This is a genomic window from Devosia sp. T2-14, assembly GCF_055397495.1.
Map to the genome: position 1 here is coordinate 3,787,107 of NZ_AP027921.1, position 25,660 is coordinate 3,812,766.

18 protein-coding genes are annotated in these 25,660 nt (G+C 63.0%); 3 read left to right on the top strand and 15 right to left on the bottom strand.

Annotated elements, in window-relative coordinates; translation table 11 throughout:
• Positions 1-124: 124 nt before the first annotated feature.
• From ACZ5WT_RS18715 to cysG, 4 genes are read right to left on the bottom strand one after another with little or no spacing between them, the layout of a single operon-like run.
• Complete coding sequence (locus ACZ5WT_RS18715) at positions 125-1,399, bottom strand: phosphoadenylyl-sulfate reductase (protein WP_464285263.1); 1,275 nt, start codon at positions 1,397-1,399, stop codon at positions 125-127.
• Positions 1,386-3,044 carry a nitrite/sulfite reductase gene (locus tag ACZ5WT_RS18720; protein ID WP_464285264.1) on the bottom strand — a complete coding sequence of 553 codons (1,659 nt, stop codon included), beginning with the start codon at positions 3,042-3,044 and terminating at the stop codon, positions 1,386-1,388. Before ACZ5WT_RS18720 ends, ACZ5WT_RS18715 begins: the two co-directional genes overlap by 14 nt.
• Entirely contained in the window at positions 3,031-3,354 is a 324-nt protein-coding gene (locus ACZ5WT_RS18725) for a DUF2849 domain-containing protein (protein ID WP_464285265.1), read from the bottom strand. The genes ACZ5WT_RS18720 and ACZ5WT_RS18725 overlap by 14 nt, the downstream gene beginning before the upstream one ends.
• A gap of 4 nt (positions 3,355-3,358) precedes the next feature.
• Positions 3,359-4,750, bottom strand: coding sequence for a siroheme synthase CysG (gene cysG, locus ACZ5WT_RS18730; RefSeq protein WP_464285266.1), 1,392 nt, complete (start codon positions 4,748-4,750; stop codon positions 3,359-3,361).
• A 281-nt stretch (positions 4,751-5,031) separates the two neighbouring features.
• On the opposite strand from cysG, the gene ACZ5WT_RS18735 reads away from it, so the two are divergent.
• Entirely contained in the window at positions 5,032-5,466 is a 435-nt protein-coding gene (locus ACZ5WT_RS18735; RefSeq protein ID WP_464285267.1) for a hypothetical protein, read from the top strand.
• Between the two features lie 4 nt (positions 5,467-5,470).
• Here the strand turns inward: ACZ5WT_RS18735 and ACZ5WT_RS18740 are convergent, their stop codons facing one another.
• The 4 genes from ACZ5WT_RS18740 to ACZ5WT_RS18755 all read right to left on the bottom strand — a co-directional run bounded on the left by ACZ5WT_RS18740 (position 5,471) and on the right by ACZ5WT_RS18755 (position 9,203).
• Positions 5,471-5,791, bottom strand: a complete 321-nt coding sequence (locus ACZ5WT_RS18740; protein ID WP_464285268.1) for a 2Fe-2S iron-sulfur cluster-binding protein — start codon at positions 5,789-5,791, stop codon at positions 5,471-5,473.
• A gap of 115 nt (positions 5,792-5,906) precedes the next feature.
• Entirely contained in the window at positions 5,907-7,085 is a 1,179-nt protein-coding gene (locus ACZ5WT_RS18745) for a class I SAM-dependent methyltransferase (protein ID WP_464285269.1), read from the bottom strand.
• Positions 7,082-8,683 carry a peptide chain release factor 3 gene (locus tag ACZ5WT_RS18750; RefSeq protein ID WP_464285270.1) on the bottom strand — a complete coding sequence of 534 codons (1,602 nt, stop codon included), beginning with the start codon at positions 8,681-8,683 and terminating at the stop codon, positions 7,082-7,084. The genes ACZ5WT_RS18745 and ACZ5WT_RS18750 overlap by 4 nt, the downstream gene beginning before the upstream one ends.
• A 124-nt stretch (positions 8,684-8,807) precedes the next feature.
• The gene (locus ACZ5WT_RS18755; RefSeq protein ID WP_464285271.1) at positions 8,808-9,203 is read right to left on the bottom strand and encodes an Hpt domain-containing protein; all 396 of its coding nucleotides are present in this window, start codon (positions 9,201-9,203) and stop codon (positions 8,808-8,810) included.
• A gap of 363 nt (positions 9,204-9,566) precedes the next feature.
• Here ACZ5WT_RS18755 and ACZ5WT_RS18760 point away from each other — a divergent pair, with 363 nt between their 5' ends.
• Positions 9,567-15,230: an apolipoprotein A-IV repeat region-like domain-containing protein gene (locus ACZ5WT_RS18760; RefSeq protein ID WP_464285272.1), complete on the top strand. Its 5,664-nt coding sequence runs from the start codon at positions 9,567-9,569 to the stop codon at positions 15,228-15,230.
• Positions 15,231-15,416: 186 nt separating this feature from the next.
• On the opposite strand, the gene ACZ5WT_RS18765 is transcribed toward ACZ5WT_RS18760, so the two are convergent.
• From ACZ5WT_RS18765 to acs, 5 genes are all read right to left on the bottom strand, one after another.
• Positions 15,417-16,601 carry an MFS transporter gene (locus ACZ5WT_RS18765; RefSeq protein ID WP_464285273.1) on the bottom strand — a complete coding sequence of 395 codons (1,185 nt, stop codon included), beginning with the start codon at positions 16,599-16,601 and terminating at the stop codon, positions 15,417-15,419.
• Between the two features lie 95 nt (positions 16,602-16,696).
• Entirely contained in the window at positions 16,697-17,878 is a 1,182-nt protein-coding gene (locus ACZ5WT_RS18770) for an MFS transporter (protein WP_464285274.1), read from the bottom strand.
• A gap of 137 nt (positions 17,879-18,015) precedes the next feature.
• Positions 18,016-18,777 carry a UDP-2,3-diacylglucosamine diphosphatase gene (locus tag ACZ5WT_RS18775; RefSeq protein WP_464285275.1) on the bottom strand — a complete coding sequence of 254 codons (762 nt, stop codon included), beginning with the start codon at positions 18,775-18,777 and terminating at the stop codon, positions 18,016-18,018.
• Between the two features lie 162 nt (positions 18,778-18,939).
• A complete protein-coding gene (locus ACZ5WT_RS18780) occupies positions 18,940-20,001 on the bottom strand; it encodes a glycoside hydrolase family 3 N-terminal domain-containing protein (protein WP_464285276.1) in 1,062 nt (353 codons plus the stop codon).
• A 405-nt stretch (positions 20,002-20,406) separates the two neighbouring features.
• Complete coding sequence (gene acs, locus ACZ5WT_RS18785; protein WP_464285277.1) at positions 20,407-22,350, bottom strand: acetate--CoA ligase; 1,944 nt, start codon at positions 22,348-22,350, stop codon at positions 20,407-20,409.
• A 191-nt stretch (positions 22,351-22,541) separates the two neighbouring features.
• On the opposite strand from acs, the gene ACZ5WT_RS18790 reads away from it, so the two are divergent.
• Positions 22,542-23,153: a GNAT family N-acetyltransferase gene (locus ACZ5WT_RS18790; RefSeq protein WP_464285278.1), complete on the top strand. Its 612-nt coding sequence runs from the start codon at positions 22,542-22,544 to the stop codon at positions 23,151-23,153.
• 4 nt (positions 23,154-23,157) lie between these two features.
• On the opposite strand, the gene ACZ5WT_RS18795 is transcribed toward ACZ5WT_RS18790, so the two are convergent.
• Together ACZ5WT_RS18795 and ACZ5WT_RS18800 are read right to left on the bottom strand one after the other, a co-directional pair.
• Positions 23,158-24,483, bottom strand: a complete 1,326-nt coding sequence (locus ACZ5WT_RS18795; RefSeq protein ID WP_464285279.1) for a lipopolysaccharide biosynthesis protein — start codon at positions 24,481-24,483, stop codon at positions 23,158-23,160.
• Positions 24,480-25,658: a lipid II:glycine glycyltransferase FemX gene (locus ACZ5WT_RS18800; RefSeq protein WP_464285280.1), complete on the bottom strand. Its 1,179-nt coding sequence runs from the start codon at positions 25,656-25,658 to the stop codon at positions 24,480-24,482. The genes ACZ5WT_RS18795 and ACZ5WT_RS18800 overlap by 4 nt, the downstream gene beginning before the upstream one ends.
• Positions 25,659-25,660: the final 2 nt, after the last annotated feature.

The following is a 25,660-nucleotide window of genomic DNA, read 5'->3' on the forward strand; positions in this document are numbered from 1 at the left end:
AGTGGGAAGCTCCTGCCCGGTCAAAGGGAGATTCCCGCTTTCGCGGGAATGACGCGGTGTTTTAAGCGACGCCGCGGTGGATGGAAATCCCGAAGGATATCCTGACTTATCCGATCCACTTACATCAGGATACGCGACGAAGGAAGGGTCGAGTGCCGACGGGGACTTCGGTGGTCCCGACCGGCTGGTAGAAGATGGCGACCTCGGGCAGTCGCTTTTCGATCAGTGCCTGCCGGGTCGGCTCATGAGTGACCACGAAAGCGGTCACGCCGCAACGGCGCATCAGCGGAATTTGATCCTGCAGAACGTCGCCGATGGCCCTGATTTCGCCAGCATATTGGTAGCGCTCGGCCAGCAGACGCGCGGATGAATAACCCCGCCCGTCGGTGAAAGCCGGAAACAGGATGGCGACCGAGGCAAAACGCTTGAGATCATCTTCCACGTCCTCGACGCGGTCACCGGGCGAGACCAGCAGCCCCAGCGGGTGCGGATTGGCGAGGAATGCATCGCGATTGGCGAGGAACACCGGCAGCGGAACATGCTTGTAGCTTGCCGTCGCCGCATCGCCATCTTCGGCCCATTCGTGGAACGGGTCGGCAATGAAGGCGCCATCTTTCCAGAGGGTATGTCGGGTCGCAGCAACCATTGGCGAGGCAATCGCTCCGTTGAAATCGAAATGGATGCCGCACTCTTTCTTGTTCAGACCGCGCCACCGTCCGGCGCGCGGATCCTCACCTTCGGCAACCACCGACGTGCAGGGCGCGCAGCCAATCGACTTGTAGCCCTTAGCGAACAGCGGATGCTCGGGCAAGCCGTGGGCAACCTTGTAGGCATTGACATCGGCATCGGTGAAGTAGGCCAGCGGATTGACCTTGATGCGGTCGTCGCTGGTCAACTCGAAATGCGGGAGAACGCCGCGCTCCTTGGTCTGGAAGCGCTTACGCCCCGTGACCCAGCCGGCATATTCCTCGGTGACGGGCTCCAGGGGCTCCGTCTTGCGAATATGGCAGCACGAATCCGGATCGGTCTCCCACAGGTCGCCATTGGGATCGAAGCGCTTCACGTCGCTTTCGCTGGGGTGAATTGCATGGACGTTGAGCAGGCCGAGGTTCCTCTTGAGCGTCTCGACATAGTCCAGCGTCTCGGGGAAGTGCTTGCCGGTTTCGAGGAAATAGACCGGCATCGACGGATCGACCTGCGCCACCAGATGCAGCAGCACTGCCGAGTCCGCGCCGAAGGACGAGACAATGGCCAGGTCGCCCGGCAGCACGTCGCTGGCGGCGTAACGGAGCACGCCGAGAGCATCCATCTCGTCAAACATGCCGTTGAGCGCCAGGATGCCGAGCGCACGCAGCTTGTCATGCGCAGGCTGGGCAGGTGCGAGCTTAGGCAGCGCCATAGAGGGCCTCCTTGAACGGAGCTTCACCCAGCCGGCGATAGGCCTCGATGAAGGTCTCCTCGGCGCTCTGGCGCCGGGCAATGTAGGTGTCGACAAGGGTCTCGATGGCGCCGGGCACATTCTCGGCCTCGAAGCCGGGCCCGATGATCTTGCCGACCGCGGCCTGCTCGGTGGCGTCGCCGCCCAGCGTGATCTGATAGAGCTCGCCGCCCTTCTTCTCGACACCCAGAATGCCGATATGGCCCACATGGTGGTGGCCACAGGCATTGATGCAGCCGGAAATCTTGATCTTGAGATCGCCGATTTCGGCCTGACGCTCGGGAGCCGCAAACTTCCGCGAAATCTCCTGCGCGATCGGGATGGAGCGGGCATTGGCCAGGGCGCAGAAATCGAGGCCCGGGCAGCAGATCATGTCGGTGATCAGCCCATTATTGCCGTCAGCCAGCTTTGCCGCGACCAGCCCGTCATAGACGGCCCGCAGATCGGCGATGGCGACATGGGGCAGCACGAGGTTCTGCTCGTGGGTGACGCGCAGCTCGTCGAACGAATAGTGCTCGGCAAGATCGGCAACCGCATCCATCTGGGCGTCGGTGGCGTCCCCCGGCGCGCCGCCAACAGGCTTCACGGAAATGGTCACCGAGGCATAGCCGGGCTGGCGGTGCGAATTGATATTGTGGTCGAGCCAGCGGCCATAGGCCGGGTCGATGATGGACTCGTAAGCCACATCGATGCGGGTAGCCGTCTGCGTCGCGAATTCCGGCGGCGCAAAATAGGTGGTGATGCGATCCACCTCTTCGGACGGAAGCGTCAGCACGCCGCCACGAACCTGTGCGAACTCGTTCTCGACCTGGCCTTTGATGGTCTCAAGCCCCTCTTCATGCACCAGGATCTTGATGCGCGCCTTGTACTTGTTGTCCCGGCGGCCATAGCGGTTGTACACGCGCATGATGCTCTCGAGATAGGCGAGCAGGTGCTCATTGGGCACGAAGCTGTTGATCAGCTTGGCAACGATGGGCGTGCGGCCCAGGCCACCGCCGACCCAGACTTCCCAGCCGATATCACCAGCCGCGTTGGTCGCTGCCTGCAGGCCGATATCGTGGAAGCGGATGGCAGCGCGATCATTCGGAGCGCCGGTAATGGCAATCTTGAACTTGCGCGGCAGGTAGGAAAATTCGGGATGCAGGCTCGACCACTGGCGCAGGATCTCGGCGATCGGGCGCGGATCGATCACCTCATCGGCAGCGGCGCCGGCGAACTGATCGGTGGTGACGTTGCGAATGCAATTGCCTGAAGTCTGGATAGCGTGCATCTCAACCGATGCCAGCTCTTCCAGGATCACCGGAATATCCTTGAGCTTGGGCCAGTTGAACTGGATGTTCTGGCGCGTGGTGAAATGGCCATAGCCACGGTCATAGGTCCGCGCGATATGCGCCAGCTTGCGCAGCTGGCGGGCCGACATCGTGCCATAGGGCACGGCGACGCGCAGCATGTAGGCATGCAGCTGCAGGTAGAGCCCATTCATCAGGCGCAGCGGCCGGAACTGGTCTTCCGACAACTCGCCGGAAAGGCGGCGCTTTACCTGATCACCAAACTGCGCGGTGCGGCCCGCAACAAAGGCCGCGTCGAATTCGTCATATCGATACATGACCGTCCTCACCCAGATGCTGGCGGTCGTAGACCTTGCCGTTCAGATTGAGCGGCGCGGAGGGACCCGCCGCCCGGATACGTTCGCGCAAGCGCTTCGGCACGATGGCCCCGCCCTCCTGCGTCACTTCCTCGATTTCGAGGCTGAGAATGCGGCCAGTCGCCTTGGTGGCTGCCAGCGCGGCGTCGCGCTCGGCAGTCTCGTCCTTGGAGAACAGGCGGGCCGCCTGCAGGTCTTCGACCCAGGTGCCACTGCCGTCGAGATAGACGGTGCCGCCTGAGACCAGCTCATTGCCTGTCAGAATTTCCATGTCGTCACGCTACCTTGAAGCTCTGGGCGGCGATCTGGGCTGCATCGCCCCAATCCCCGGCCGCAACAGCCTCGCCTACAAAAATGATGGCCGGACCATCGCTGAACGCGACCTGATCCGCTGCGAGCCCGGCAAGGGTGCCCGCATAGGTCGCTTTGTCGGCGCGCCCGGCATTGACCACGACGCCGACGGGCAATCCTGCCGGTGCACCGTGGTCGATCAGGCGAGACGCAACATCGGCCGAAATCGACTTGCCCATATAGAGCGCCAGCGTCAGGCCCGACTTGGCCAACGCGGCCCAATGGGTGAGGTCGCCATCATCAGCGCCATGAGCCGTCGCCATGACGAAGCCGCTCGAAACTTTGCGTAAGGTGACAGGCGTCGCGGTATCCGCAGCAGCTGCGAGCGCCGAGCTGACGCCGGGCACGACCTGATAGGCGATACCAGCCTTGCGCAGCGCGGCGATTTCCTCACCGGCCCGCCCGAAGATCATTGGATCGCCGGACTTGAGGCGGGCGACGCGCTTGCCCTGCCCGGCCAACCGGACGATCAGCGTATTGATCTGGGCCTGCGAAAAGCTGTGGTGGCCCTTGGCCTTGCCCACGTCGATCCGCTCGGCATCGCGTCGGCCCATATCGACCACGACGGTTGGAACGAGCTGATCGTGCACGATCACATCGGCTTCCTGCAGCAGCCGCTGGGCGCGCAGGGTCAAAAGATCTTCCGAGCCCGGACCGGCCCCGATCAGCCAAACTACACCCTTGGTTTCGGCACGGGCATGCTGGGCCAGCAAGTCTTCGGCAGCGGCAAGCCCCTGCCCGCGCTGCTGTGCAGTCTCGATTTCGGGCGACGTCACCAGCGCTTCATAGAAGCGGCGACGAGCGGCGCCATCATGAATGAGGGCTTCGGCCGACTTGCGCAGGCTACCGGCAAGACCAGCGATCTTGCCCAGACCGGGCGACAGCATGGCCTCGATGCGCGCCCGCACCAGCCGCGCCAGCACCGGGGCTTCGCCTTCGGTGGAGATGGCGATGGTCAGCGGCGCGCGATCGACGATGGACGGCGTATAGAAATCGCATTCAGCGGGGACATCGACCACATTGAGCGGGATGCCGCGCGCCCGAGCTTCTGCCTTGGCCAGCTCGGCATCGGCGCCTTCCTCGGCAACGAAAACCAGCGCCGCACCATCGAGGTCAGCAGGCGCAAAGGCGCGCTCTACCAGCTCAACGGCGAGGCCGCTGAAGATCGGTTCGATGTGGCGGGAGATAATCACGACTTGAGCAGTCGTCTTAGTTGCCAGGCGGGCCTTGTTGAGGGCTTCTTCGTTACCGCCGATGATGGCGATGCGGTGACCCTGTACTTTGTAGCTCAACGGAAATGTGTTGAGGTGACCCATTTCAACCCTAGCGTGGAATGGGAGGAAAATAATCCAAACCACACTTCCGGCGCAATCCATTGAAATTCAATAACTTTTTTATTTCCCTGCAAAGCCCCGACTTGGAACGCCGCACATGGGAATGCCGAAAAACCGCTAAATGAATCTGTGCGGCGACTGCGCGAAGAAATAATTGCTCGCAATGCGAGGGGCCGGAGTGCCTTGGCCAAACCCGTCAAATGCAGGCTGACGGATGCGGCGTCTGTGCTATCAGCGTCCTGCACAACACTGAGCTACTGCCCATGCGATCGTCCTTGCCCATCATCTGCCTGTCACTCGCGCTCAGCGCCTCCCCCGCCATGGCGCAGGGGTTTCCGCGCACAGGCGTGGACAGCATCGAGAACGGCAAATCGGCCCCGTTCGTGGGGGAGTGGTCGATGGGGTTCCCGGAGGATTACACGGCGACGGCAGCCACTATTCTGGTGCCCTGCGAGACGCCTGTCGTGATCGAGGCGGCAGACGACACCCACATTCGCTACATGGGCCCCAATGCCGGCGAGGTTGACCCGGCGATCGAGCTGAGCGCCGTAGCCGAACGCACGCACTGGGTGCCCATCGCAGGCGGGGCCAGCTACGTCATCGTCTGGCACAGCGCCGACGCGTTCTATCTTTATGAGATGGGCGCTGTGGGAGAGGCCGACTGGAGCGGGCCCCTCCTCTACAATCGCTGCAACTAGGCGATCAGCCCTGGCGGCTGGGGACGTGGACGACGAGGCCGTCCAGCGCATCCTTCACCTTGATCTGACAGCTGAGGCGGCTGCTGGCCTTCACGTCGAAGGCGAAATCAAGCATGTCTTCTTCCATCATCGATGGCCCGCCGACGATCTCGGTCCAGGCATCATCGATATAGACGTGGCAGGTCGCGCAGGTGCAGGCGCCGCCGCACTCGGCCACAACGCCGGGCACGCCATTCATGATGGCGGTTTCCATCACGGTCGCGCCGTTTTCGCCTTCGGTTTCGATGCGTTCGCCGTCCTGCTGGACGAAAGTGATCTTGGTCATGGGTCTCGGATAAACTTGCTGTTCGCAAGGGATATAGACGCTGGGCGGAGATTTATAAACCCACGGCTTGGAAAACCCCTTCACCTTGCCGGGAGTAGTTGGCGTTGCAGGAGCCCTAAAGCCCCAGCAACCCTTCAAGATAGTGCTTGTCGATACCGAACATCGACTTGGTCTCGGCGATCTGCGCGAGAATGGCCTCGCGATCACGCCCGACGCGACCGTCCTTTTCGGCGACGATCAGGTTGTTCTTGGGCGTGTGGGCATCCGACACGAACTCGAAGACCTTGGTGCGGTAGCCGTTGAGCTCCAGCAGCAAGGCACGCAGCGCGTCCGTCACCATCTCCGCCTGGCGCTCCATGAAGATGCCGTGGCGCAGCAGCACGCTCAGCTTGTCCTCGGCCTTGCCGGCCTCCATCTGGCGACGGATCTGCTTGTGGCAGCATGGAGCGACCGCAATCAGCGAGGCGCCGGCATTGATGCCGCGGAAGATCGCATCGTCGGTAGCCGTGTCGCAGGCATGCAGCGCGATGACGGCATCGGCACCGCTGGCGTCGTAGTCGAGAATGGTGCCAGACACGAAGCTCAGGCCCTCAAAGCCGGAAGCGGCAGCGGTGGCATTGCCATCGGCAACCAGCTTGTCGCGCATCTCGACGCCGATCACCTCGGCCGGGCGGCCGGCGACATTGGCGAGAAAGTCGTATAGCGCAAAATCAAGATAGCCCTTGCCAGCGCCCATATCGACGATGCGCGGCTTGTCCGCCTTGATGACCTGAATCAACGGGGCGAAAATCTCGACCATCTTGTTGATTTGCCTGAACTTGTCCTGCGCGTCGTTGCGCACGGCGCCGTCCTTGCCGGTAATGCCCAGGGCATGCAGGTAAGGCTTGTTGGTCTCGCTCAGGGGGCGGTTCTTGGCGCGGTTGTGGTCGGTAGAGACCGCCTCGCGGCCCTCGACTTCGGTGCGCTTGAGACGGATTTTGTCGCCGTTGCGCTCAAAGCTCAGGTCGAACTCGGTGGTGTTGAGCTGGGCGCTGCGGAACTCAGTCTTGAGACCTGCGCGCAGCATCGCCAGCGCTTCGGGCTGGATGAAGTTCTTGATGATGTCACGCGTCTTGTAGCGGTAGGTGAACGAGAACTTGTCCCCGCCCTTGACCGAGATCTTCTTGATCTCGATCAGTTTGAGGTCAGCCTCGGCACCGTGATAACCGCCCAGCTTCAGCCGGATCAGCGACCCGTTGGCAAAGCTGGTTTTGACGGCGGCGAGGAATTCCTCGACCCGATCGGGGGCGCTCAATGCCGTTCCTTCGTCGTCAGGAAGCGGATCTTGGGGAAATCCTGCTTGGCACGATCGGCCCACCACGCGTTCTGCGCGAGGAAGACGGGAGCACCTGTGCGGTCCTCCGCGATGTTGATCTTCTGGGCCGTGATAAAGCGGTCGAGTTCCTTGGGATCATCGCATTCGATCCAGCGGGCCACTTCATAATTGAGGCTCTCGAAGGTGATCGGCACGCCATATTCCTTGGCGACGCGCGAGCTCAGCACTTCCAGCTGCAGCTGCCCCACCACGCCGACGATCCAGTCGGCGCCAACCATGCGGCGGAACACCTGGGTCACACCCTCTTCCGAGAGGTCGCTGAGGGCCTTGGCCATCTGCTTGGTCTTCATGTGGTCGGTCAGGCGCACGCGGCGGATAATTTCCGGCGCGAAGTTGGGAATGCCGGTCACATTGATCACGGCGCCTTCGGTGAGGGTATCGCCGACCGACAGCGTGCCGTGGTTGGGAATGCCCACGATATCGCCCGCAACCGCCTGGTCGGCCAGTTCACGGTCGTTACCGAAGAAGAACATCGGGTTGGACACGGCCATGTCCTTGCCGGAACGGACATTCTTGAGGCGCATACCGCGCGTGAAGGTGCCCGAGCACAGGCGCACGAAGGCAATACGGTCGCGGTGATTGGCGTCCATATTGGCCTGCACCTTGAACACGAAGCCGGTGACCTTCTTGTCCGACGGATCGATCGGCGCAGGAATGGCAGGCTGCGGGCGCGGCTCGGGCCCCCACTCGCCCAGCGTGCGCAGTAGCTCGGCGACCGAAATGCCCTTCAGCGCCGACCCGAACAGCACGGGACTCAGGTGACCGGCATGGAAGGTTTTGAGATCGAAGGCCGGCAGCATGGCGCGGGCCATTTCCAGCGTCTCGAGCGCAACCATGAATGTGGGATCATCGACCAGCGCCTCGTTGTCGAGCAGGTCTTCGATCTCATTGAACTCAGCGATCGTCTTGCCCTGCGGGTTCAGCACGCGCTTTTCGAGCAGGTCGAGATAGCCGCGGAAATCCACGCCCTGCCCGATCGGCCAGAGAACCGGGGTCAGATCGAGTGCCAGCTTGCCCTGGATCTCGTCGATCAGGTCGAGCGGGGCGAGGCCTTCGCGGTCCACCTTGTTGATAAAGGTGATGATGGGAATGTCGCGCAGACGGCAGACTTCGAACAGCTTGAGGGTCTGCGCCTCGATGCCCTTGGCCGAGTCGATGACCATGATGGCCGCGTCGACGGCGGTCAGCGTGCGGTAGGTGTCTTCAGAGAAGTCCGAGTGGCCGGGCGTATCGAGCAGGTTGAGCGTCAGCCCGTCATACTCGAAGGTCATGACCGACGACGTGATGGAGATGCCGCGCTGCTGTTCCATTTCCATCCAGTCAGACCGCGTGGCGCGAACACCAGACTTGCCGCGCACGAGGCCAGCGGACTGGATCGCGCCAGCCGCAGCCAGCAAACGTTCGGTCAGCGTGGTCTTGCCGGCGTCCGGGTGGGAGATGATCGCAAAGGTACGGCGGGTGCGGAACGGCTCGGCGGTGGACCGGGGCGTAGCCTCGGCGACGGAAGACAGGGACATGTGGATCTGCTGGGCTGTTTGGGCCGCTGGCACGGGCGCGGCGCGTCAATTGCCGCCTCTATAAACGCTCGCATCCAGAGGGTCAAATAAACCGATGGCCCGGATCAGCCCTCAGCCCGGCGTCTTACTCGTCGGGTTGGCCTTCAATCATCCGGGCGATGGCGCTGCGCACTTCTTCAACGGCAATGCCGAGATCGGCGAGGCGTTCGGGCGTCAGTGGGCGACCTTCCTGCAGCTCGATTTCGCAGGCCTTGGCCAGATCGGCAACGATCCAGGCGCCGACGCCGCTGGCGGCACCTTTGATGCTGTGCAGGTTGAGCGTCACCATGTCCGGGCTTGCCGATGCCAGGAGACGTCCGAAATAGGTGGCGATGGTCGTATCGAACAGCCGCAGCACTTCGAGTTCGAGATGCTCGTCACCCAGACACTGCTTGGCCAGATGGATCCGATCGATGGGTCGCATCACGCGTGCTTGGGAGGCCTGTTCGGATTGATCGAAGGCCGCTGTACTCGTCGCCATCCTGGCTACTCCCGTTACTCATGTGGAAACGCGTCCGGCAGGCGGACAATACCACTGAGCAAACCTAGAATGGCGGAATGAACAGGTGATTAAGCCACACCTTTGCCTTTGTTTGTCGATTGGGATGGCTCGGTGTCTTCCCCAAAAAATTAACCTATGGGTAAGAAAGCATTCGGTTTGACTCAAATTGAATGTATTAATGCGCTTTGAACCAGCACGCGGCGGCGAGGGTTGGGGGACGATGCGGGGCATTTGCATCGAATTGTTTCCAAATGACGGTGCGACCGGAAACGGGTGCAGCGTCAGTATGACTCCCATAGTCCGCCAAGTTCCTGCGAAGCCGACGCGAGAGTTGTAAAGAGTATGGCGAAGAATTCGACCCCCAATAATGATCCCGCCGCGCTGGCATTTTCGGCCGTCGAAGACGCTCTGAAGGAATCGGTCTTTAACCTCGACAACACCCCGGAAAGGGCCCCGGAGCGTAAGGCAGATACCGCTCGCTCTGAACGCCTGCGTGCCGCTGACAAGATCGCCCAGCAGGCCGGGACCGTTGCCAACGACGACCGCTTCCCGACCTCCAAGATCCTCTACAACCTGCAGAACCGCTCGTCGGCCGCACCGACTTGGCTGGCGCTTGGCCTGTCCGTCGTCTGGCTGGCCGCCGCCGGCGCCGGCGCATGGATGCGCTACGGCACCCAGATGGGCAATTTCGGCCAGTTCGTCGGCACCATCGAATTCATCAGCGTCATCGCCATCCTGTTCCTGCCGGTGCTTGGCTTCTTTGCCGTGGCGACGCTGTTCCGCCGCGCGCAGGACCTGCGTAATGCCGCCTCCTCGATCACCCAGGCCGCCATTCGCCTGGCCGAGCCTGAAGTAACCGCTGCCGACAAGGTCGCCTCGGTGGGCCAGGCCGTCCGCCGCGAAGTCAACGCACTCGGCGATGGCCTGGAGCGCGCCCTGTCGCGCGCCGGCGAGCTCGAGGTGATGATCCATAATGAAGTGACCGCGCTCGAGCGCACCTATTCGGACAATGAATCGCGCATGCGTGCGCTGATCGCCGAACTGGCCAGCCAGCGCGAAAGCGTGCTGACCAATACTGAGCGCGTGCGCGAGGCCATCACCGAAAGCCATACCGGCCTGGTGTTCGACCTTGACATGATCAGCCAGCGCATCGCCGGCACCATCGTGGAAAGCGGCGGCAACCTGACCCGCGCCCTCGAAACCGCCGGTAACACGCTGACCAATTCCTTCGGCGAGCGCACCGACAACTTCGTGTCGCTGGTCGATAACCGTACCACCGACTTCATCAGCGCCCTCGATGACAGCACCTCGCGTCTGGCCATCTCGTTCGACGACCAGACCGGCGCCATGGCCCGCTCGCTCGATGCACGCGCGGCAGAGCTCAATTCGGGCGTTGAAAACCGCATTGCCTCGCTGACCAATGCGCTCGACGCGCATTCGGACTCGATCGCCAACGCCATCGACTCGCGGACCCGCGATATCGAGGCACGCACCGCCCTGCTCACCGGCTCGTTCGAAGAACGCACCCAGGCCATTGCTGGTCTGCTGCAGATGCGCACCGGTGAACTCTCGAATGCCCTCGATGAGCGCACCACTGCCCTCTCCAACCTGCTGACCGATGGCGGCGCATCACTGCTCGACCAGCTGCGCGAACGCGGCCACCAGGTGACCGGCGGCCTCGACATGATCGGCCAGCGCATTGCCGAAGATATCACCGCCCGCTCGCGCGAGGCCGAGGTGCTGCTCAGCGCCCTCACTCGCCAGCTCGATGAATCGGTGTCCATCCAGCTCAACGCCATGGACAGCCGCCTGCAGTCTGCCGTCATCGAGATCAATGGCGCGCTGGACGACACCTCGGAACGCGCACGCATCACCCTGTCTTCGGCAGGTCAGGATTCGCTTAGCCAGTTCGACGACCGTCTGAACGAAATCGCTGCCATCCTCGACAGCCGCCTGCACTCGCTCGATGGCGTCATCGGCGACAAGGGCGAAAAGCTCATCGCCCGCCTCGAAGCGCAGGGCACCAGCTTTGCCGCCCGCGCCAACGTGCTCGAAATGGCTCTCAACGAGGAATCCGGCCGCTTCAACGACGTGGTTGCCGAACGCACCCGCGAACTGGGCGAACTGCTCGGCGCGCGCACCCGCGCCATCACTGAAAGCCTCACCACCAGCACCCGCGAAATGGCGGATTCACTCGATGGCCATGCCGGTATCATCGCCAGCGCCCTCGATGGCCGCACGCAGGCCATCGACACCATCCTGGGCGTTCGCGCCCGTGAGATCGCTGACTCGCTTGATGGCCATGCCGGCCTGATCGCCGAAGCGCTCGACGGCCGCACCAAGGCCATCGACGACGTCCTCAGCTACCGCACCAACGAGCTCAGCAGCACGATCGAGACCCGCGCCCTCGAACTCGATGACACGCTGAGCAATCGCGGCCGCGACATGGCCGAAGCCATCCGCGCTCGCAGCGTGGAACTGGGCGAGACCCTATCGAGCAGCACCGCAACCTTCGACCAGGCGATTGCCGGCCGCACACAGCGCCTGTCCGACACCCTCTCGGAAAAGACCACTACCCTGTCGCTGGAACTGGATTCCCGCACCGGCACGCTGGCGAGCCAGTTCGACGAGCGCACCGCCACGCTGGTCGATCACCTCGATACCCGCGCTGCGACCCTCGTCGACCATCTCGACACCCGCACGGCGTCGCTGGTGGATCACCTCGACACGCGCACCAGCACCATGGTCGATCACCTCGACACCCGTACCAGCACGCTGGTGGATCAGCTTGATAGCCGCACCAGCACTCTCGTAGGCCAGCTCGACAGCCGCACCGAGACACTGGTGGATCAGCTCGACGCCCGTACCGGCGCCTTTGCCGATCAGCTCGATACCCGCGCCAGCGGCTTCGTCGATCAGCTCGACGCCAAGACCAACACCCTGGCCGCCACGCTCGAAGCCCGCACCGCCAGCATGGTGGATCAGCTCGGCGCCAGCACCAGCACGCTCACAGGCGAGCTTGATGCCCGTTCCGGCGAACTCCGCTCGGCTCTCGACGGCGGCACCCAGCAGCTGGCACAGGCTGTCGGCACCCGCACCCAGCAGCTCTCCGAGGCGCTCAATCAGCGCACGCAGGCCCTGTCGGATACGCTGGCAACCCACACGACTTCGATCGGCGAAACCATCGGCCTGCGCACGGCCGAACTGGCCGACACCCTTGCCCAGCAGGGCGACGAGGCCCGCGCCAAGATCGACGGCTCGCTGCGCGAAGCCACCGATTCCATGGGCGAGCGCGTCAGCACCATGTCCACGCTCATCACCGAAAAGGTTGCCGAGCTGAACAGCAATCTGGGCCAGGGCCTCGACAGCGCCATCGCCCGCATTTCCGATGCCGAGAACGGCGTCACTGCCCGTATCGATGCCGCCAGCGCCACGGTTGGTGAAAGCGCCCGCCGCGCTGCCGACCTCATCGAGACCGGCGTCAAATCGGCTCGCAAGGCGATCACCGATATGGTGGACTCGCGCCTGGGCACCCTGCCCGAGGCCATCACCGCCCGCGCCGATATCACGGCCGAGCGCCTTGCTGCCCTCAACACCTCGATCAACACCTCGATCACCCAGTCCATGGCCGATCTTGAAGCCGGCGCCGACCGGATCGAGGAAACCATCGCGACCCGCATCACCTCGGCCACGCAGAACATCGCGTCCGACATCACCGATACGGCCAACCGCATGGACAACGCCGTTCGCACCGCGCTTGACCAGATCCGCGTTGCGGCGACCGACATCGACCAGCTGCTCACCGTCAAGGCCGTGGGTGCGGTCGACTCGATCGAAACCCGCCTCAGCGACATCAACCGCTCGGTGGAACAGCACACCAATGCCTTCGCGGCCCTCGTGACCGAAAAGTCCGACCAGCTCGAAGGCGCCCTCTCCAGCCACGGCAACCTGCTGCGCGACGCACTGGGCGAAAATGCCAAGGAAGCCGAAGCCATCATGGCGGTTTCCACCTCGCGCATTCTCACCGACGTCACCGCGGCGCTGGGCAAGCTCAACGACAGCAACCTGCTTCTGCAGCGCGTGCTCGATGCCTCGACGGCCAACCTGGCAAACCTGGAAACCAGCGTCGCCCAGCAGACCGCCACCTATTCGAGCACCGTTCGCGAGGCCATCGGCCAGACCGAACAGGCCGGCGCAATGGTCACCCAGCATGTGGGTGCCCTGCAGTCCACCATCCGCAGCATGGTCGGCGAGTTCTCGTCCTTGCTCGGCCGCCTCGACAGCGAAGCCGCAAACATGGCACAGGCCTCCTCGGCCCTCGCCACCACTAGCGACGACGCCCTGCAGACCCTCGAAGACCGCCGCGGCGCCATGGACGCGCTGGCCCAGAGCTTTGCCGCTCGCGCCGACGACATCGATGGCCGTATGCGTATCTTTGCCCAGTCGATCGCCGACACGGTCAACGATACCGAACGCCGCCTGATTGGCGCCCGCCGCGCCATGGACGAGGCCCTGCAGGCCACCACCGGCACCGTTGTCCAGACGCTTGAGCAGACCACCGGCACCATCACCGATGCCATCCAGTCCTCGACCAACAGTGTCAACGACGCGCTCTACGCCACCAACGAGCGTTTCAGCTCGACCCTCAGCAACAATGCTGCGCAGATGGACAATGTCGTCCAGCGCGCTGCCGATGCCGCCGCCGCCGCTCTCAGCGATACCGCCTCGTCGGTTCGTGTGGCGCTCAGCAACCAGGCCGCCTCGGTCAACAGCGCTCTCGAAGACAATGCCAACCGCGTCAGCGAGGTTCTCGCCACGACCGCCGGCAACGTCACCGACGTGCTCACCTCGACCACCAGCACCCTGGCCGATACGATCAGCGACAGCTCGAACTCGGTGCGCAGCGCCATCGCGTCGAATACCGGCCAGTTGCGCAACGCCATCGACCAGACCACCGGTTCGTTCCGCCAGGCCATGGACGAGACTTCGGGTGAAGTCACCGAGCGCCTCGGCGAATTCCGCGGTGCCGCCGATGCCGAAGGCCGCCGCGCCAATGCTGCCCTGCAGCAGGCCCAGCAGCAGATGGCAGCCGAAATGCAGCGCGCTATCGAAGAAGCCACCCAGCGCTTCAACGAGACGGCCCGCGCCATGCGCGAGACCGCCCGCGAAGTGGGCAGCGAACTCGAAGCCACGCGCGCCGAACTGGCCCGCGGCGTCAACGAGCTGCCAGAGGAAACCCGTGCCAGCGCCGCCGCCATGCGCCGCGTCGTGGCCGAGCAGATCGAAGCCCTCAGCGAACTCAATGCCATCGTGCGCAGCCAGCCGGCCACTCACGATCTCAATGATCGCCGTCCGGCCCGCCCTGCCCCGCGTCAGGAAGTCCGCAACGAAGCGCCGGCCTACCAGCCGCCGCGTCAGCCCGAACCTGCTCGCGAAACCTATCGTGCCGAACCGGTGCGCCAGGCCCAGACCCTCGTGGACCCGATCCGTCCCGCCGCCCAGCCGATCCAGCAGGCCGCCCGGCCGGAACCCGTTCGCCGCGCCGAGCCGGTGCGTCAGCCTGAGCCTCAGCCCGCTGCAGAATCCGCGCCGGAAACGGCTGGCGAAGGCGGTTGGCTGCGCGACGTGCTGCGCAATGCCACGGCCAAGCAGCAGGGCAACCAGCCCCAGAGCGGCCTCTCCGGCCTGACCGAAGAGATCGCCCGCTCGATCGATGATGGCGCACTGGGCGATGCCTGGGCCCGCTATCAGGCTGGCGAATCCAACGTGTTCTCGCGCCGCATCTACACGTTGGCCGGCCAGGGCACCTATGACGACGTCCGCAAGAAGCTGCAGCGCGACCCTGAATTCGCCCGCACCGCACAGGCCTATATGAGCGAGTTCGAACAGCTGCTGAAGCGCGCAGCGGCCGGCGCCAACCCTGCCGCCGAAACCCGCGAATACCTGCTGTCGGATCGCGGCAAGGTCTACACCACCCTGGCCCACGCCAGCGGCCGCCTCAGCTAAGAGACCCAACCCAAATAATAAGCGGCCCCGGGAAACCGGGGCCGCTTTTGTTTGTGGGCGGGGGACTTCGTGGCTCAAGAGCGCCCTCACCACGTGAGCCATGGTGAGGGCAGAAGTGCAGTAGATCTCATGGTGAGGCGCGAGCCCTTCGCGAGCCTCGAACCACGAGGTCGTGGCTCTTGCCCCTTAGCTCTTGGGCTGCATCATGCTCAGCGATAGCCAGATGCACACCGCCCCGACGATGGCGGCAAGAGCAGCAAAGAAGAATGCCGATACACCATAGAGCCCGATCAGCCAGCCAAAGGTGATGAGCGCCAGCACGGCAGCCATCTGCTGCAGCACCGTAAACAGGCTCTGAGTTTCTGCCGCGATGTCTTCACTGGTCCAGTTGGCGATGAAGTGCACGCAACCGAGATACCCGATGGCAAAGGTCAGGCCATGGGTCAGTTGCAGCAGCACCAGCGCCCAGACCGGCGGCGAAAACGCCATGGCGGTCCACCGCAGCACCGACACAACAGCCGAAACCAGAATGAGATGGCGCGCCGAAATCTTGCCGCCAAACCGCTTCCACAGCATCATCACGGCCGCCTCCGAGAAGGACCCCAGCGCGATCAGCGGCCCGATAATGCTCTCGGAAATTCCCTGCTCCTTCCAGAGCAGCGCCGCAAAGGCGTTGAGAATGACGTGCGTGCCGAAAATGATGGCGAAGCCAACCAGCGGCAGGAAAAACCACGGCTTGGTGACGATCTCGGTGAGCTTGCTGGCCGTTGGGCGAACTGCAGCCAGCGTCGCCTGCCCCGGCGGCGCTCGGAAGGCCGGCAACTGCAATGATACTGCCGCTCGCAACAGGGCCAGGCCCACGAAGAGCGGCACAAACACCCCTGCCCCAAACCACACGACCAAAAACCCAGTCAGCGCGTTGAACAGCATGTAACCGATCGTGCCCCAGGCACGGATGGTTCCGAAATCGGTGCCGTTGCGGCGCGTCATGCGCATGGTGGCCGCGTCGAGCACCGGTCCGACGGCGCCGCCCGGCATGGCGGCCAGCGTCCACACCAGCAGGATGCCCCAGAACTCATTGACGAAGAACAGCCCGATGGGAACGATGCCGGCGATCAGCGCGCCGATCACGATCACCTGCCGCCAATCCTTGGCCCGGTCGGCGACACGGCCAATGATCAGGTTGAGCGCCAGGATCATCACCACAGGGACGGCATTGATGATGCCGATCTGTTCGGTGGTAATGCCCTTCCCGCTGAGCCAGATGGGCAGGAACATGGCGGCCGCGCCATTGCCCATGAAATAGGTGAAGAAAAATGCCGTCGTGCGCAGTTCAGGCGTCAGGCGCTTCGGCGCCTCGGTAAGCGACATAGCAAAGAACTCGGAGTTCGATCGCGTCCGGCAAACCGGCGGCAAATCAATGGCTGGTCAGTATTCGACCAGCCATACCGCTTCCATACATGCAGTCAACGTGCTTCACGCGGTGGCCGCAGCCGGAGTGACAATAGCACGCAACCAACGGCGACCAGTGCCGTGACGGTTGAGTAGAAAAAGGCGTGAGCGCCGAAGTGCTGATACAGCACGCCAAAGATGATAAGCGCCAGCATGGACGCCCCCTGCTGCAGGGTATTTGCAAAACCCTGTGCCTCGGCCGCGTTGGCCTCATCCGTCCAGTTGGCGATGAAGTGCACCATGCCGAAATAGCCCAGCCCGAAGCTGAAGGCATGCAGGGTCTGGATCAGGAACAGCACTTCCACCGGCGGATTGAATGCCATGACAGTAAAGCGAAACAGCCCTGCCCCCGCAGCCACCAGAATCATGGTGCGCGCGGCGATGCGGCCGCCAAAGCGACGCCAGGCAAACATCAGCACCGCTTCGGCCGCAGCCGCCGTGGCAAACAGCAGGCCGATGAAATAGTCGGGCACACCGTTTTCGTGCCAGAGCAGCGCGGAAAAGCCGCCATTGATGGCATTGCTTGAGTTTACCAGCGCGAAGGCCACCAGCGGCAGCACGAACCAGAGCTTGAGGGAATCGCGAAGCTTGGAGCGTTCCCCGGCCTGCGCCAGCGTCTTCTTCTGTTCCGGCGCGCGGAAGCGTGGCAGCAGCATGCCAATGGCAGCGCGCAACACGGACATGCCGAGGAACAGCGGCACGAAAGCGGCCGAGCCCAGCGCGGTGATCAGCACGCCAACGCTGGCCGTGCCCACCACATAGCCGACGGTGGCCCAGGCGCGGACGGCGCCGAAATCGGTGCCATTGCGCTTGGTCATGCGCACAGTGGCCGCGTCGATCAAAGGCGGAACTAGGCCGTTGGTCATGGTGCACAGCGACCAGACCAGAATGATGCCCCAGAATTCGTTGACGAAGAACAGCCCGATCGGCGCAGCGGCAGCCAGGATCGAGATGATGACGATGACCGTGCGCCAGTCCTTGGCCTGGTCGGCGATACGCCCAACCAGCACGTTGACGGCCAGCAGGCACAGCATAGGAATGGAGTTCACGATGCCGATCTGATCGGCAGGCAGGCCGTGCTCGCTCAGCCAGATGGCAAGAAACACCGAACTGACTGCGCCGGGCAGATACACGGTGAACTGATAGAGCGAGGCGCGCAGCTCGGGACTGGCCGAGCGCGTAAGTGCCGATGGCATGGGAAAATAACTCCGGGCAAATCAGGGCCCGGAACTGTTGGTGACTCGCTTGCGCGTGCAACGCAAGGGCGTTTCAAACCTTTGCTGAGACTGTGGCCCCAGAGGGACACACAAAGCCGCGCATGGTTGCTGAAGAATTAGCTGGCAGCACGGCGCAGGCGGAACTTGCGCGGTTCGCCGGCGACCATTTCGGTCCACTTCACCAGCTCGAACGCGCCGTCGTGGTTCTCCACGATGGCGGTGCAGCTCTCCACCCAGTCACCGGTATTGATGTAGTGGATGCCGAGCCGGTCATGCATGTCGGCAAAGTGGATGTGGCCGCAGATGACACCATCGACACCCGATTCCTTGGCCTCGTGCACCAGCGCTTCCTCGAAGCGCCCGATGACCGAAACGGCGTTCTTGACCTTCTGCTTGGCCCAGGCCGACAGCGACCAGTATTGCAGGCCGAGGCGGCGGCGGACCCAGTTGATCGCGATGTTGACGCGCAGCGCGGCGTTGTAGGCCCAGTCGCCCACATGGGCGAGCCACTTGGCATTCATCACCACCACGTCGAACTGGTCGCCATGGATGACCAGATAGGTCTTGCCTGAGGCCGAGGTGTGCACGGTGCGATCGACGAATTCGACTTCGCCAAAATAGGTGCCGAGATATTCACGCAGGAACTCGTCGTGATTGCCCGGCAGGTAGACGACACGGGCGCCCGCATTGGCCTTGTCGAGCAGCACCTGCACCAATTGGTTGTATTCCACCGGCCAGTGCCAGGATTTGGCAAGCCGCCAGCCGTCGACGATGTCGCCGACCAGATAGATGGTTTCGGCATCATGCGCGCGCAGGAAGTCGATGAGCTGTCCGCACCGGATTGGCTTCATGCCAAGGTGCACATCTGAAATGAACATGGCCCGGACCTGTCGGACTTCGCGGTCATTCGCCATTAAGCAACCACTCCTGCTTCGTGGGGGCGCACTTTATCCGCGCTTGGCTCAGGAGGGAACCGCTGATGGACAGAACATGGGGAAAGCTCAAAAGCCACCCAATTTCGGCCGAAATGCTTGCAAAGCCTAGCGAATTCGGCCCTTGAGCGCCACGATGCGGTCATAACTCTGCTCGATGCGCGCCGCAAAGTTGGGGTCAGCGGCCGCCTCGGCGATCAAAATGTCGAGAATTTGCCTGCCGAGACCGGGGCTGTATTTGGCCGTATTCGAGAACAATAGCACATCCATTCCAGCCCGCACCGCCATGGTGACGGTCTGCTTGAGATCGAAATGCTGGCGAATGGCGCCCATCTCGAGATCGTCGCTGATCACCACGCCATCGTAGCCGAGATCCCCCCGTAGCACGCCATCGATCCATTGCGGCGAAAGCGAAGCAGGGGTCTTGGCGTCGGCATCAGACTGATCGGCGTGATAGAGATGCCCGATCATCACCATGTCGACCAGGCCATCAGCCAAAAGCGCCTTATAGGGATCAAGCTCGGCCGGTTGCCAGGTCTTGGTGATATCGACAAAGCCCTCATGGCTGTCGGCAGCCGACGAACCATGGCCGGGGAAGTGCTTGAGGGCCGTCAGCAGGCCCGCCGCGTGGTGCCCCTTGATGAAGGCCGCATCATAGGCCGTGACGGTCACGGCGTCCGAGCCATAGGCGCGCCCAAACCGGGCAATGATCTGGTTTTTGGGATTGATGTTGATGTCGGCGACCGGCCCGAAATTGACGGTGAACCCAACATCGGCAATGGCCGCAGCCAACTTGCCATAGATCGCTTCGGCCTGTTCCGGCGTGTTGTTGGCCGCGATGGTTGCGGCATTAGGGATTTCGGTAAAACCCACATCCTTGGTCAGGCGCTCCACGGAGCCGCCTTCCTGGTCCAACGTAATGAAGGGCAGCAGGTCCGGGGACGCGGCGCGGAAAGCCGCATTCATTTCCCTCACCGCTTCGAGGCTCTTCACATTGACCTTCAGCATCATGATGCCGCCCAGCCGACCGGCGGCCAGTTCCTCGCGAAGCGCCACCACCGCCGGGTCGGCTGCGGAGGTGCCCTGAAAGCCCACGACGATCATCTGGCCTGCCATCTGCTCAAGGGTTGCCGCATTGGCCCCCACGGCAGACAGGACCAGGAAGGACAAGGCGGAAGCGAGACGTTTGCAGGAAAAGGTCACAAGGCCCTACCGGGACGGAGAATCGTTTCCCGACGATGACCGGCAAAAGCAGCCGAAACAATGGCGCAGGGCCCCTCCGGGCCGTCGCACCCCCAATTCAGGGGATGCGGATGTAACCATTCCGTGCAATCTTGCTGGCGGTGACTTGGGGCACCGGCCGTTTTTCAACCTTCCGGCCGATACTACTGTTACCTGGGCGGGGATCTTGGGCTCCCCGCCCACACCTCTCCACAAACATGGCTGTTCCCCACGCGATGCAACGCATCGGCGGCGAAGAGTCATGGGAAATACGGAGCTTGGTGGGGATCGGACGAGGCCGGATTGCGCAGAAAAAAGCCCGCGACCGAAGCCGCGGGCAATGTGTGGCCAGACCTAGCGGTTCTGGCGGTTTTCGATCAGGTCGTTGACCACAGCCGGATCGGCCAGGGTCGAGGTGTCGCCCAGAGCGCCAAAGTCGTTCTCGGCCACCTTGCGCAGAATGCGGCGCATGATCTTGCCGGAGCGGGTCTTGGGCAGGCCAGGAGCCCACTGGATCAAGTCAGGCGTTGCAATCGGCCCGATTTCCTTGCGGACCCAGTTGCGCAGCTCGACCTTGAGAGCCTCGTCGCTGACTTCGCCGGCCATCAGGGTGACGTAGCAATAGATGCCCTGCCCCTTGAGATCGTGCGGATAGCCGACCACTGCGGCTTCCGACACCTTCGGATGGCTGACCAGTGCGCTTTCCACTTCGGCAGTGCCGAGGCGGTGGCCTGAGACGTTCAGCACGTCATCGACGCGGCCAGTGATCCAGTAGTAGCCATCTTCATCGCGGCGGCATCCGTCGCCCGAGAAGTAGTAGCCCTTGTACTGGGTGAAGTAGGTCTCGATGAACCGCTGGTGGTCGCCATAGACGCTGCGCATCTGTCCGGGCCAGCTGTCCTTGATCGCCAGCACGCCTTCGGCCTTGGTCTGCTCCTGCAGGCGGCCTTCGGGCGACAGCACGACGGGCTGCACGCCAAAGAACGGCACAGTCGCCGAGCCCGGCTTGGTCGAGATGGCGCCGGGGAATGGCGCAATCATGTGGCCGCCGGTTTCGGTCTGCCACCAAGCGTCGACAACCTCGCAGCGCTCCTTGCCCACATGCTTGTGGTACCAGAGCCAGGCTTCCGGGTTGATCGGCTCGCCCACGGTGCCGAGCAGGCGCAGGCTGGGCATGTCGTGCTTGTCGACATATTCGTTGCCAGCCCCCATCAGCGAACGGATCGCCGTTGGAGCCGTGTGGAAAATGTTGACGTTGTGCTTTTCAACGACCTGCCAGAAGCGCGATGCATCCGGATAGCTCGGAATGCCTTCGAACATCAGCGTGGTCGCGCCATTGGCCAGCGGGCCATAGACGATATAGGTGTGCCCGGTGATCCAGCCTACGTCGGCCGTGCACCAGAACACTTCACCGTCCTGGTAGTCGAAGCTGAGCTGGTGGGTCAGCGAGCCGTAAACCAGGTAACCGCCCGTGGTGTGGAGCACGCCCTTGGGCTTGCCGGTCGAACCCGAAGTATAGAGGATGAACAGCGGATCTTCCGCATTCATCGGCTCGGGCGGGCAATCAGCATCAAAGCCGGCAACGGCGTCGTGATACCAGACGTCACGGCCCTCGACCATGTTCACCGGATTGCCGGTGACCTTGACCACGATAACCTTTTCGACGCCCGTCACCTTGGCCAGCGCGTCGTCGACATTCTTCTTGAGCGCGATGGTCTTGCCGCCTCGGCGGCCTTCGTCGGCCGTGAGCACGATCTTGCTGCCGCAGTCGGCGACGCGGCCGGCAATTGAGTCGGCCGAGAAGCCGCCAAAGATCACCGAATGCACCGCACCGATGCGCGCGCAGGCCAGCATGGCCACGGCGGTATCGATGATCATCGGCATATAGATGGTGACGCGGTCGCCCTTCTTGACGCCATTGGCCTTGAGCACGTTGGCGTAGCGGCAAACCCGGTCATGGAGCTCGCGATAGGTCGCCTTGCCGTCGGTGCCGGGCGTGTCGCCTTCCCAGACGATGGCGGTCTGGTCGCCGCGCGTTGCCAGATGCCGATCAAGGCAATTGTAGGAGACGTTCAGGACGCCGTCCTCGTACCATTTGATCGAGATATCGGGATAGGCAAAGCTGGTGTTCTTGATCTTGGTCGGGAACTGCACCCAATCAAGTCGCTTGGCCTGTTCTGCCCAGAAGCCGTCCGGATCGTTCACCGACCGGGCATACATCTCGTCATACTGGCTCTTCGTGACGCGGGTGCGTGCGATCGCAGCCGCACTTGGCTGAAATACGAGCTGCTCGCTCATACTGTCCTCCCTTTCTCTCCCGGGAATGGTTCTACTGACCGACCCTGCCGTGGGCAAGCCTTGATGGTGCATCTTTGTGGGCACCAGCAACGATGTGGTCGGGCAATGACAATTAACTGCTCGAGGGGACATTTCTTCGGCGAAGCAATGCCCTCTGCTAGGGTTCCTTACCATCGGAACGGGAGTCAGTCATGAGCGACCTTGCGCTTTCCAACGCTGAGACCGCGCCCGCCGCCCGGGCCACCCCTCCCTATCGCCCCGCAAGCTATGCCGACATCGCCCAGGTGCATGCAAGGCTGGGTGAAGTGATCGCCGCCTCGCCCTATTACAACGACGAATTCAAGGCCTACGAGACCGCGCGGCTGACCAGGCTCCATCTCGCAACACTCATCGATGCCGACCCCCACCACGTCATGGTGTTCGAGCGCGACGGTAAGATGGCCGCGTTCATCCTCTCGACGCCCCAGTTGGGCACGCTCTGGCTCGATTGGCTCTATGTATTCCCCGAACATCGCCGATCTCCGCTCGGCCTGGGCGGCATGCGCGCCTTCATCAACCACTGGGACAACGGCCGCTTTCACAACATCGCCACCTACACCCGGCCCCGCAATGCCCCGGTCACCGCCATTCTGGGCAGATTGGGCTACCGCAAGGTCGGCATCCTGGGCCAGCACGCATTCGGTGAGGATTACCTGCTGTTCGAGCGCAACCTGACCAAGGTCAAACCTGGCTATGACAGCGGACTCAACTGGGGCTTGCGGCACCGGCTGATGCGGCAGGTCCGGCTAGCAATGACGCGTTAGAGCATTACTCGGCCGGTACAGCAGCCAGCCGACGATTGCGGAACCACTGCAGAATCGACACGTCCATCTTTGCCGTGCGGAGCGCGATCCACCACAGCCCCACCGACCAGACCGTGATGGCGGCGATCGCCGACAGGGCCGCTCCCATCAGCCCAAACGGTGGCACCAGCAGCCAATTGCCGACCCAGAGCGAGGCAATGCCCAGCGCTACCGAAGGCAGGCTCGCATAGGGCCGGTCGTGGATGGACAGAACCAGAGAGGCCGGCCCCATGACGGACCGGACCACAAGCGCCAGGCACAGCACGGCGAGCGGCGCGGCTCCCACTGAAAAACTCGGGCCGAACAGCATCAGCGCAAAGGGCGCGCCAACCAGCATCACGCCAAACAAGGCGATCGAAATGACGCTGGCGACAAAGTTGGCATCGCCCACCTTGCGCTTGAATTCCGCCCTGTCGGCCTTGGCCTGGCTCTCGAAGATATCGGGCATGGTGACGGCATAGACCGCCGCCACGCCGAACGAGGCCAGCGCGAAGATGCGTGTACAGACGCCGAAGATGGCCAGCTCATGGGTGCTCAGCGTCTGGCTGAGCATCAGCAGATCAATGTCGAAGAAGAAATCCGTCGCCAGCGATATCAGCGCCCATGGCAGGGCAAACCGCCACCAGCGGCGCGATTCGCGCGGGCGGACCGGCGCCTCGTCGGGCACCATGTCGATCGAGGCAATCACGACACCAAGCTGCGCCAATCCGATGAGCACATAGCCCACCGCAATCGCCCACATCATGACCGAAAAGCCTTCGTCCGGCGAAACCAGGCTCATAGTAAGCAGGAAGGCCGCCATGACGAACATCGGGCGGAAAATGGAATCGGCAAAAAAGGCCGCCATTGGGCGCTTCAGCCCGACCAGGAACGCGCCATTCACGTAAACCAGCGCGGAACCCAGGGCGAGCATCACTGCCGGCACGAAATACTGCGACAGCACGCTCTCCGACTGGCCCAGCCACCCCAGCACGAGCTTTCCGAGCAACAACAGCAGCACCAGCGCGCCCAGCACATGCCCATAGGCCTGCGCCATGAACAGCTTGAACTGCTTGCGCTCGCCCCGCGCCCGGTATTCGGATGTGAAATAGGACCCGACAGTCGAAAAGCCCAGTGGCATGGCCAGCGCGATCAGGTTCGTCGTCGCCACGACGATGAGATAGGAGCCCAGCACTTCGGGGCCCCAGTTCCGCGCCAGCAGCGCCTGAAACAGGAAGATCACTCCGGCACCCGCCAGCCGCGCACCGAATATGATGGTCGACTGCGAGGCGAGGCGCCGTTGGATACTCATTCGGCAGCACCCTCGCTGCTTGTGCGCGCCTGATCGCCCTTGGTCTTGGGGTTGCGCCATGCAGCAATAACGCGCCGCAGCGCATAGACCGCGTCGCGCGCTGCAAAGGCGCCCGAGCCGAGGAGATAAGCCAGCGGCCGGCTGGCATAGTTGGCAACGGGAGGCACCGGCCGGATGACACCGGCATCGCCCACCATGCCCTTCTTGAACTGGTGCAGGCCCTGGAAGCCGTCGGTGCCACCCAGGTCATACCAGGTGGCCGTCGTGTTATCGCGCAGCCAGCGGATCACGTTCCACTGCAGGAAATACCCCGCCCGCAGCGGCAGCGCCTTTTCGTTGGTCGCACCGTAGAGATAGACCGCCCGATCGCCTGCCTTGAAGATCAGCGCGCCGGCAACGAGCTCGCCCTCATGGCGCACGAAGAACAGTTCGGGCCGCAGCCCCGGCGCGTCCACATTCATCAGTGCCGGAACCGTCTCAAAGGCGGAATGATCGGAAAACTGCTTGCGGTCGGTCATGGCCTCATAGAGCGCGTCAAAAGCCCCGATCGCTTCGGGACCCGCATGCTCGAAGCTGAGCCCGGCCTTCTCGGATTTGTTGAGCTGGCGCCGCCACGTCTGCTGGAAGCTCTTGCGCTGCTCCTCGTCGCTGAGACGCAGGCTGACAATGTAGCGATCGGGAAAGCCAAGCTCGGATCCGCGCTTGAACCCGCGCGCCATCAGGCTGTCATAGGCCACATTGACGGGCGTGATCGAAGCGCGCGGCAGCACGGAAAGCATCAGCCCACGCTTGTCGGCATACTCAGCCACCATGGCTTCGACGATCTCAGCCCGGATGGCCTCGGCATCAGGCCGGGCAGCGTCCCTGAGCATGGGTGCCCATTTGGAGACGGCAATCTGGCCAAGCCGCAGCGGCAGCCCCTGAATCATCACCAGCGCCCCGCCCACGACCTCGCCATCGCGCAGGAACAGCATCGGCTCCTGCCCCACCGATGGCCAGCGCGTGGCGGCAAAGGCGTGCATCTGTTCCTGGCAGACTTCGTCGAAACCCGCGATGACGCGATCCCATTCCGCGCCGCTGACAATGCGCGTTTGCATGCGCTGGCCGGCACTGACGGCCGTTCCCAGCGGGCTCATGGTGCCGGATTGGGTGGGTCGATCATCAATCAGGGACATGA

What these genes read in the sequence shown, in the direction of transcription:
- ACZ5WT_RS18800 (WP_464285280.1), bottom strand. Translation starts at nt 25,658, where the DNA reads ATGTCCCTGATTGATGATCGACCCACCCAATCCGGCACCATGAGCCCG.
- ACZ5WT_RS18760 (WP_464285272.1), top strand. Translation starts at nt 9,567, where the DNA reads ATGGCGAAGAATTCGACCCCCAATAATGATCCCGCCGCGCTGGCATTT.
- ACZ5WT_RS18755 (WP_464285271.1), bottom strand. Translation starts at nt 9,203, where the DNA reads ATGGCGACGAGTACAGCGGCCTTCGATCAATCCGAACAGGCCTCCCAA.
- ACZ5WT_RS18750 (WP_464285270.1), bottom strand. Translation starts at nt 8,683, where the DNA reads ATGTCCCTGTCTTCCGTCGCCGAGGCTACGCCCCGGTCCACCGCCGAG.
- ACZ5WT_RS18735 (WP_464285267.1), top strand. Translation starts at nt 5,032, where the DNA reads ATGCGATCGTCCTTGCCCATCATCTGCCTGTCACTCGCGCTCAGCGCC.
- ACZ5WT_RS18715 (WP_464285263.1), bottom strand. Translation starts at nt 1,399, where the DNA reads ATGGCGCTGCCTAAGCTCGCACCTGCCCAGCCTGCGCATGACAAGCTG.
- ACZ5WT_RS18775 (WP_464285275.1), bottom strand. Translation starts at nt 18,777, where the DNA reads ATGTTCATTTCAGATGTGCACCTTGGCATGAAGCCAATCCGGTGCGGA.
- ACZ5WT_RS18770 (WP_464285274.1), bottom strand. Translation starts at nt 17,878, where the DNA reads ATGCCATCGGCACTTACGCGCTCGGCCAGTCCCGAGCTGCGCGCCTCG.
- acs (WP_464285277.1), bottom strand. Translation starts at nt 22,350, where the DNA reads ATGAGCGAGCAGCTCGTATTTCAGCCAAGTGCGGCTGCGATCGCACGC.
- ACZ5WT_RS18790 (WP_464285278.1), top strand. Translation starts at nt 22,542, where the DNA reads ATGAGCGACCTTGCGCTTTCCAACGCTGAGACCGCGCCCGCCGCCCGG.
- ACZ5WT_RS18720 (WP_464285264.1), bottom strand. Translation starts at nt 3,044, where the DNA reads ATGTATCGATATGACGAATTCGACGCGGCCTTTGTTGCGGGCCGCACC.
- ACZ5WT_RS18725 (WP_464285265.1), bottom strand. Translation starts at nt 3,354, where the DNA reads ATGGAAATTCTGACAGGCAATGAGCTGGTCTCAGGCGGCACCGTCTAT.
- ACZ5WT_RS18795 (WP_464285279.1), bottom strand. Translation starts at nt 24,483, where the DNA reads ATGAGTATCCAACGGCGCCTCGCCTCGCAGTCGACCATCATATTCGGT.
- cysG (WP_464285266.1), bottom strand. Translation starts at nt 4,750, where the DNA reads ATGGGTCACCTCAACACATTTCCGTTGAGCTACAAAGTACAGGGTCAC.
- ACZ5WT_RS18765 (WP_464285273.1), bottom strand. Translation starts at nt 16,601, where the DNA reads ATGTCGCTTACCGAGGCGCCGAAGCGCCTGACGCCTGAACTGCGCACG.
- ACZ5WT_RS18740 (WP_464285268.1), bottom strand. Translation starts at nt 5,791, where the DNA reads ATGACCAAGATCACTTTCGTCCAGCAGGACGGCGAACGCATCGAAACC.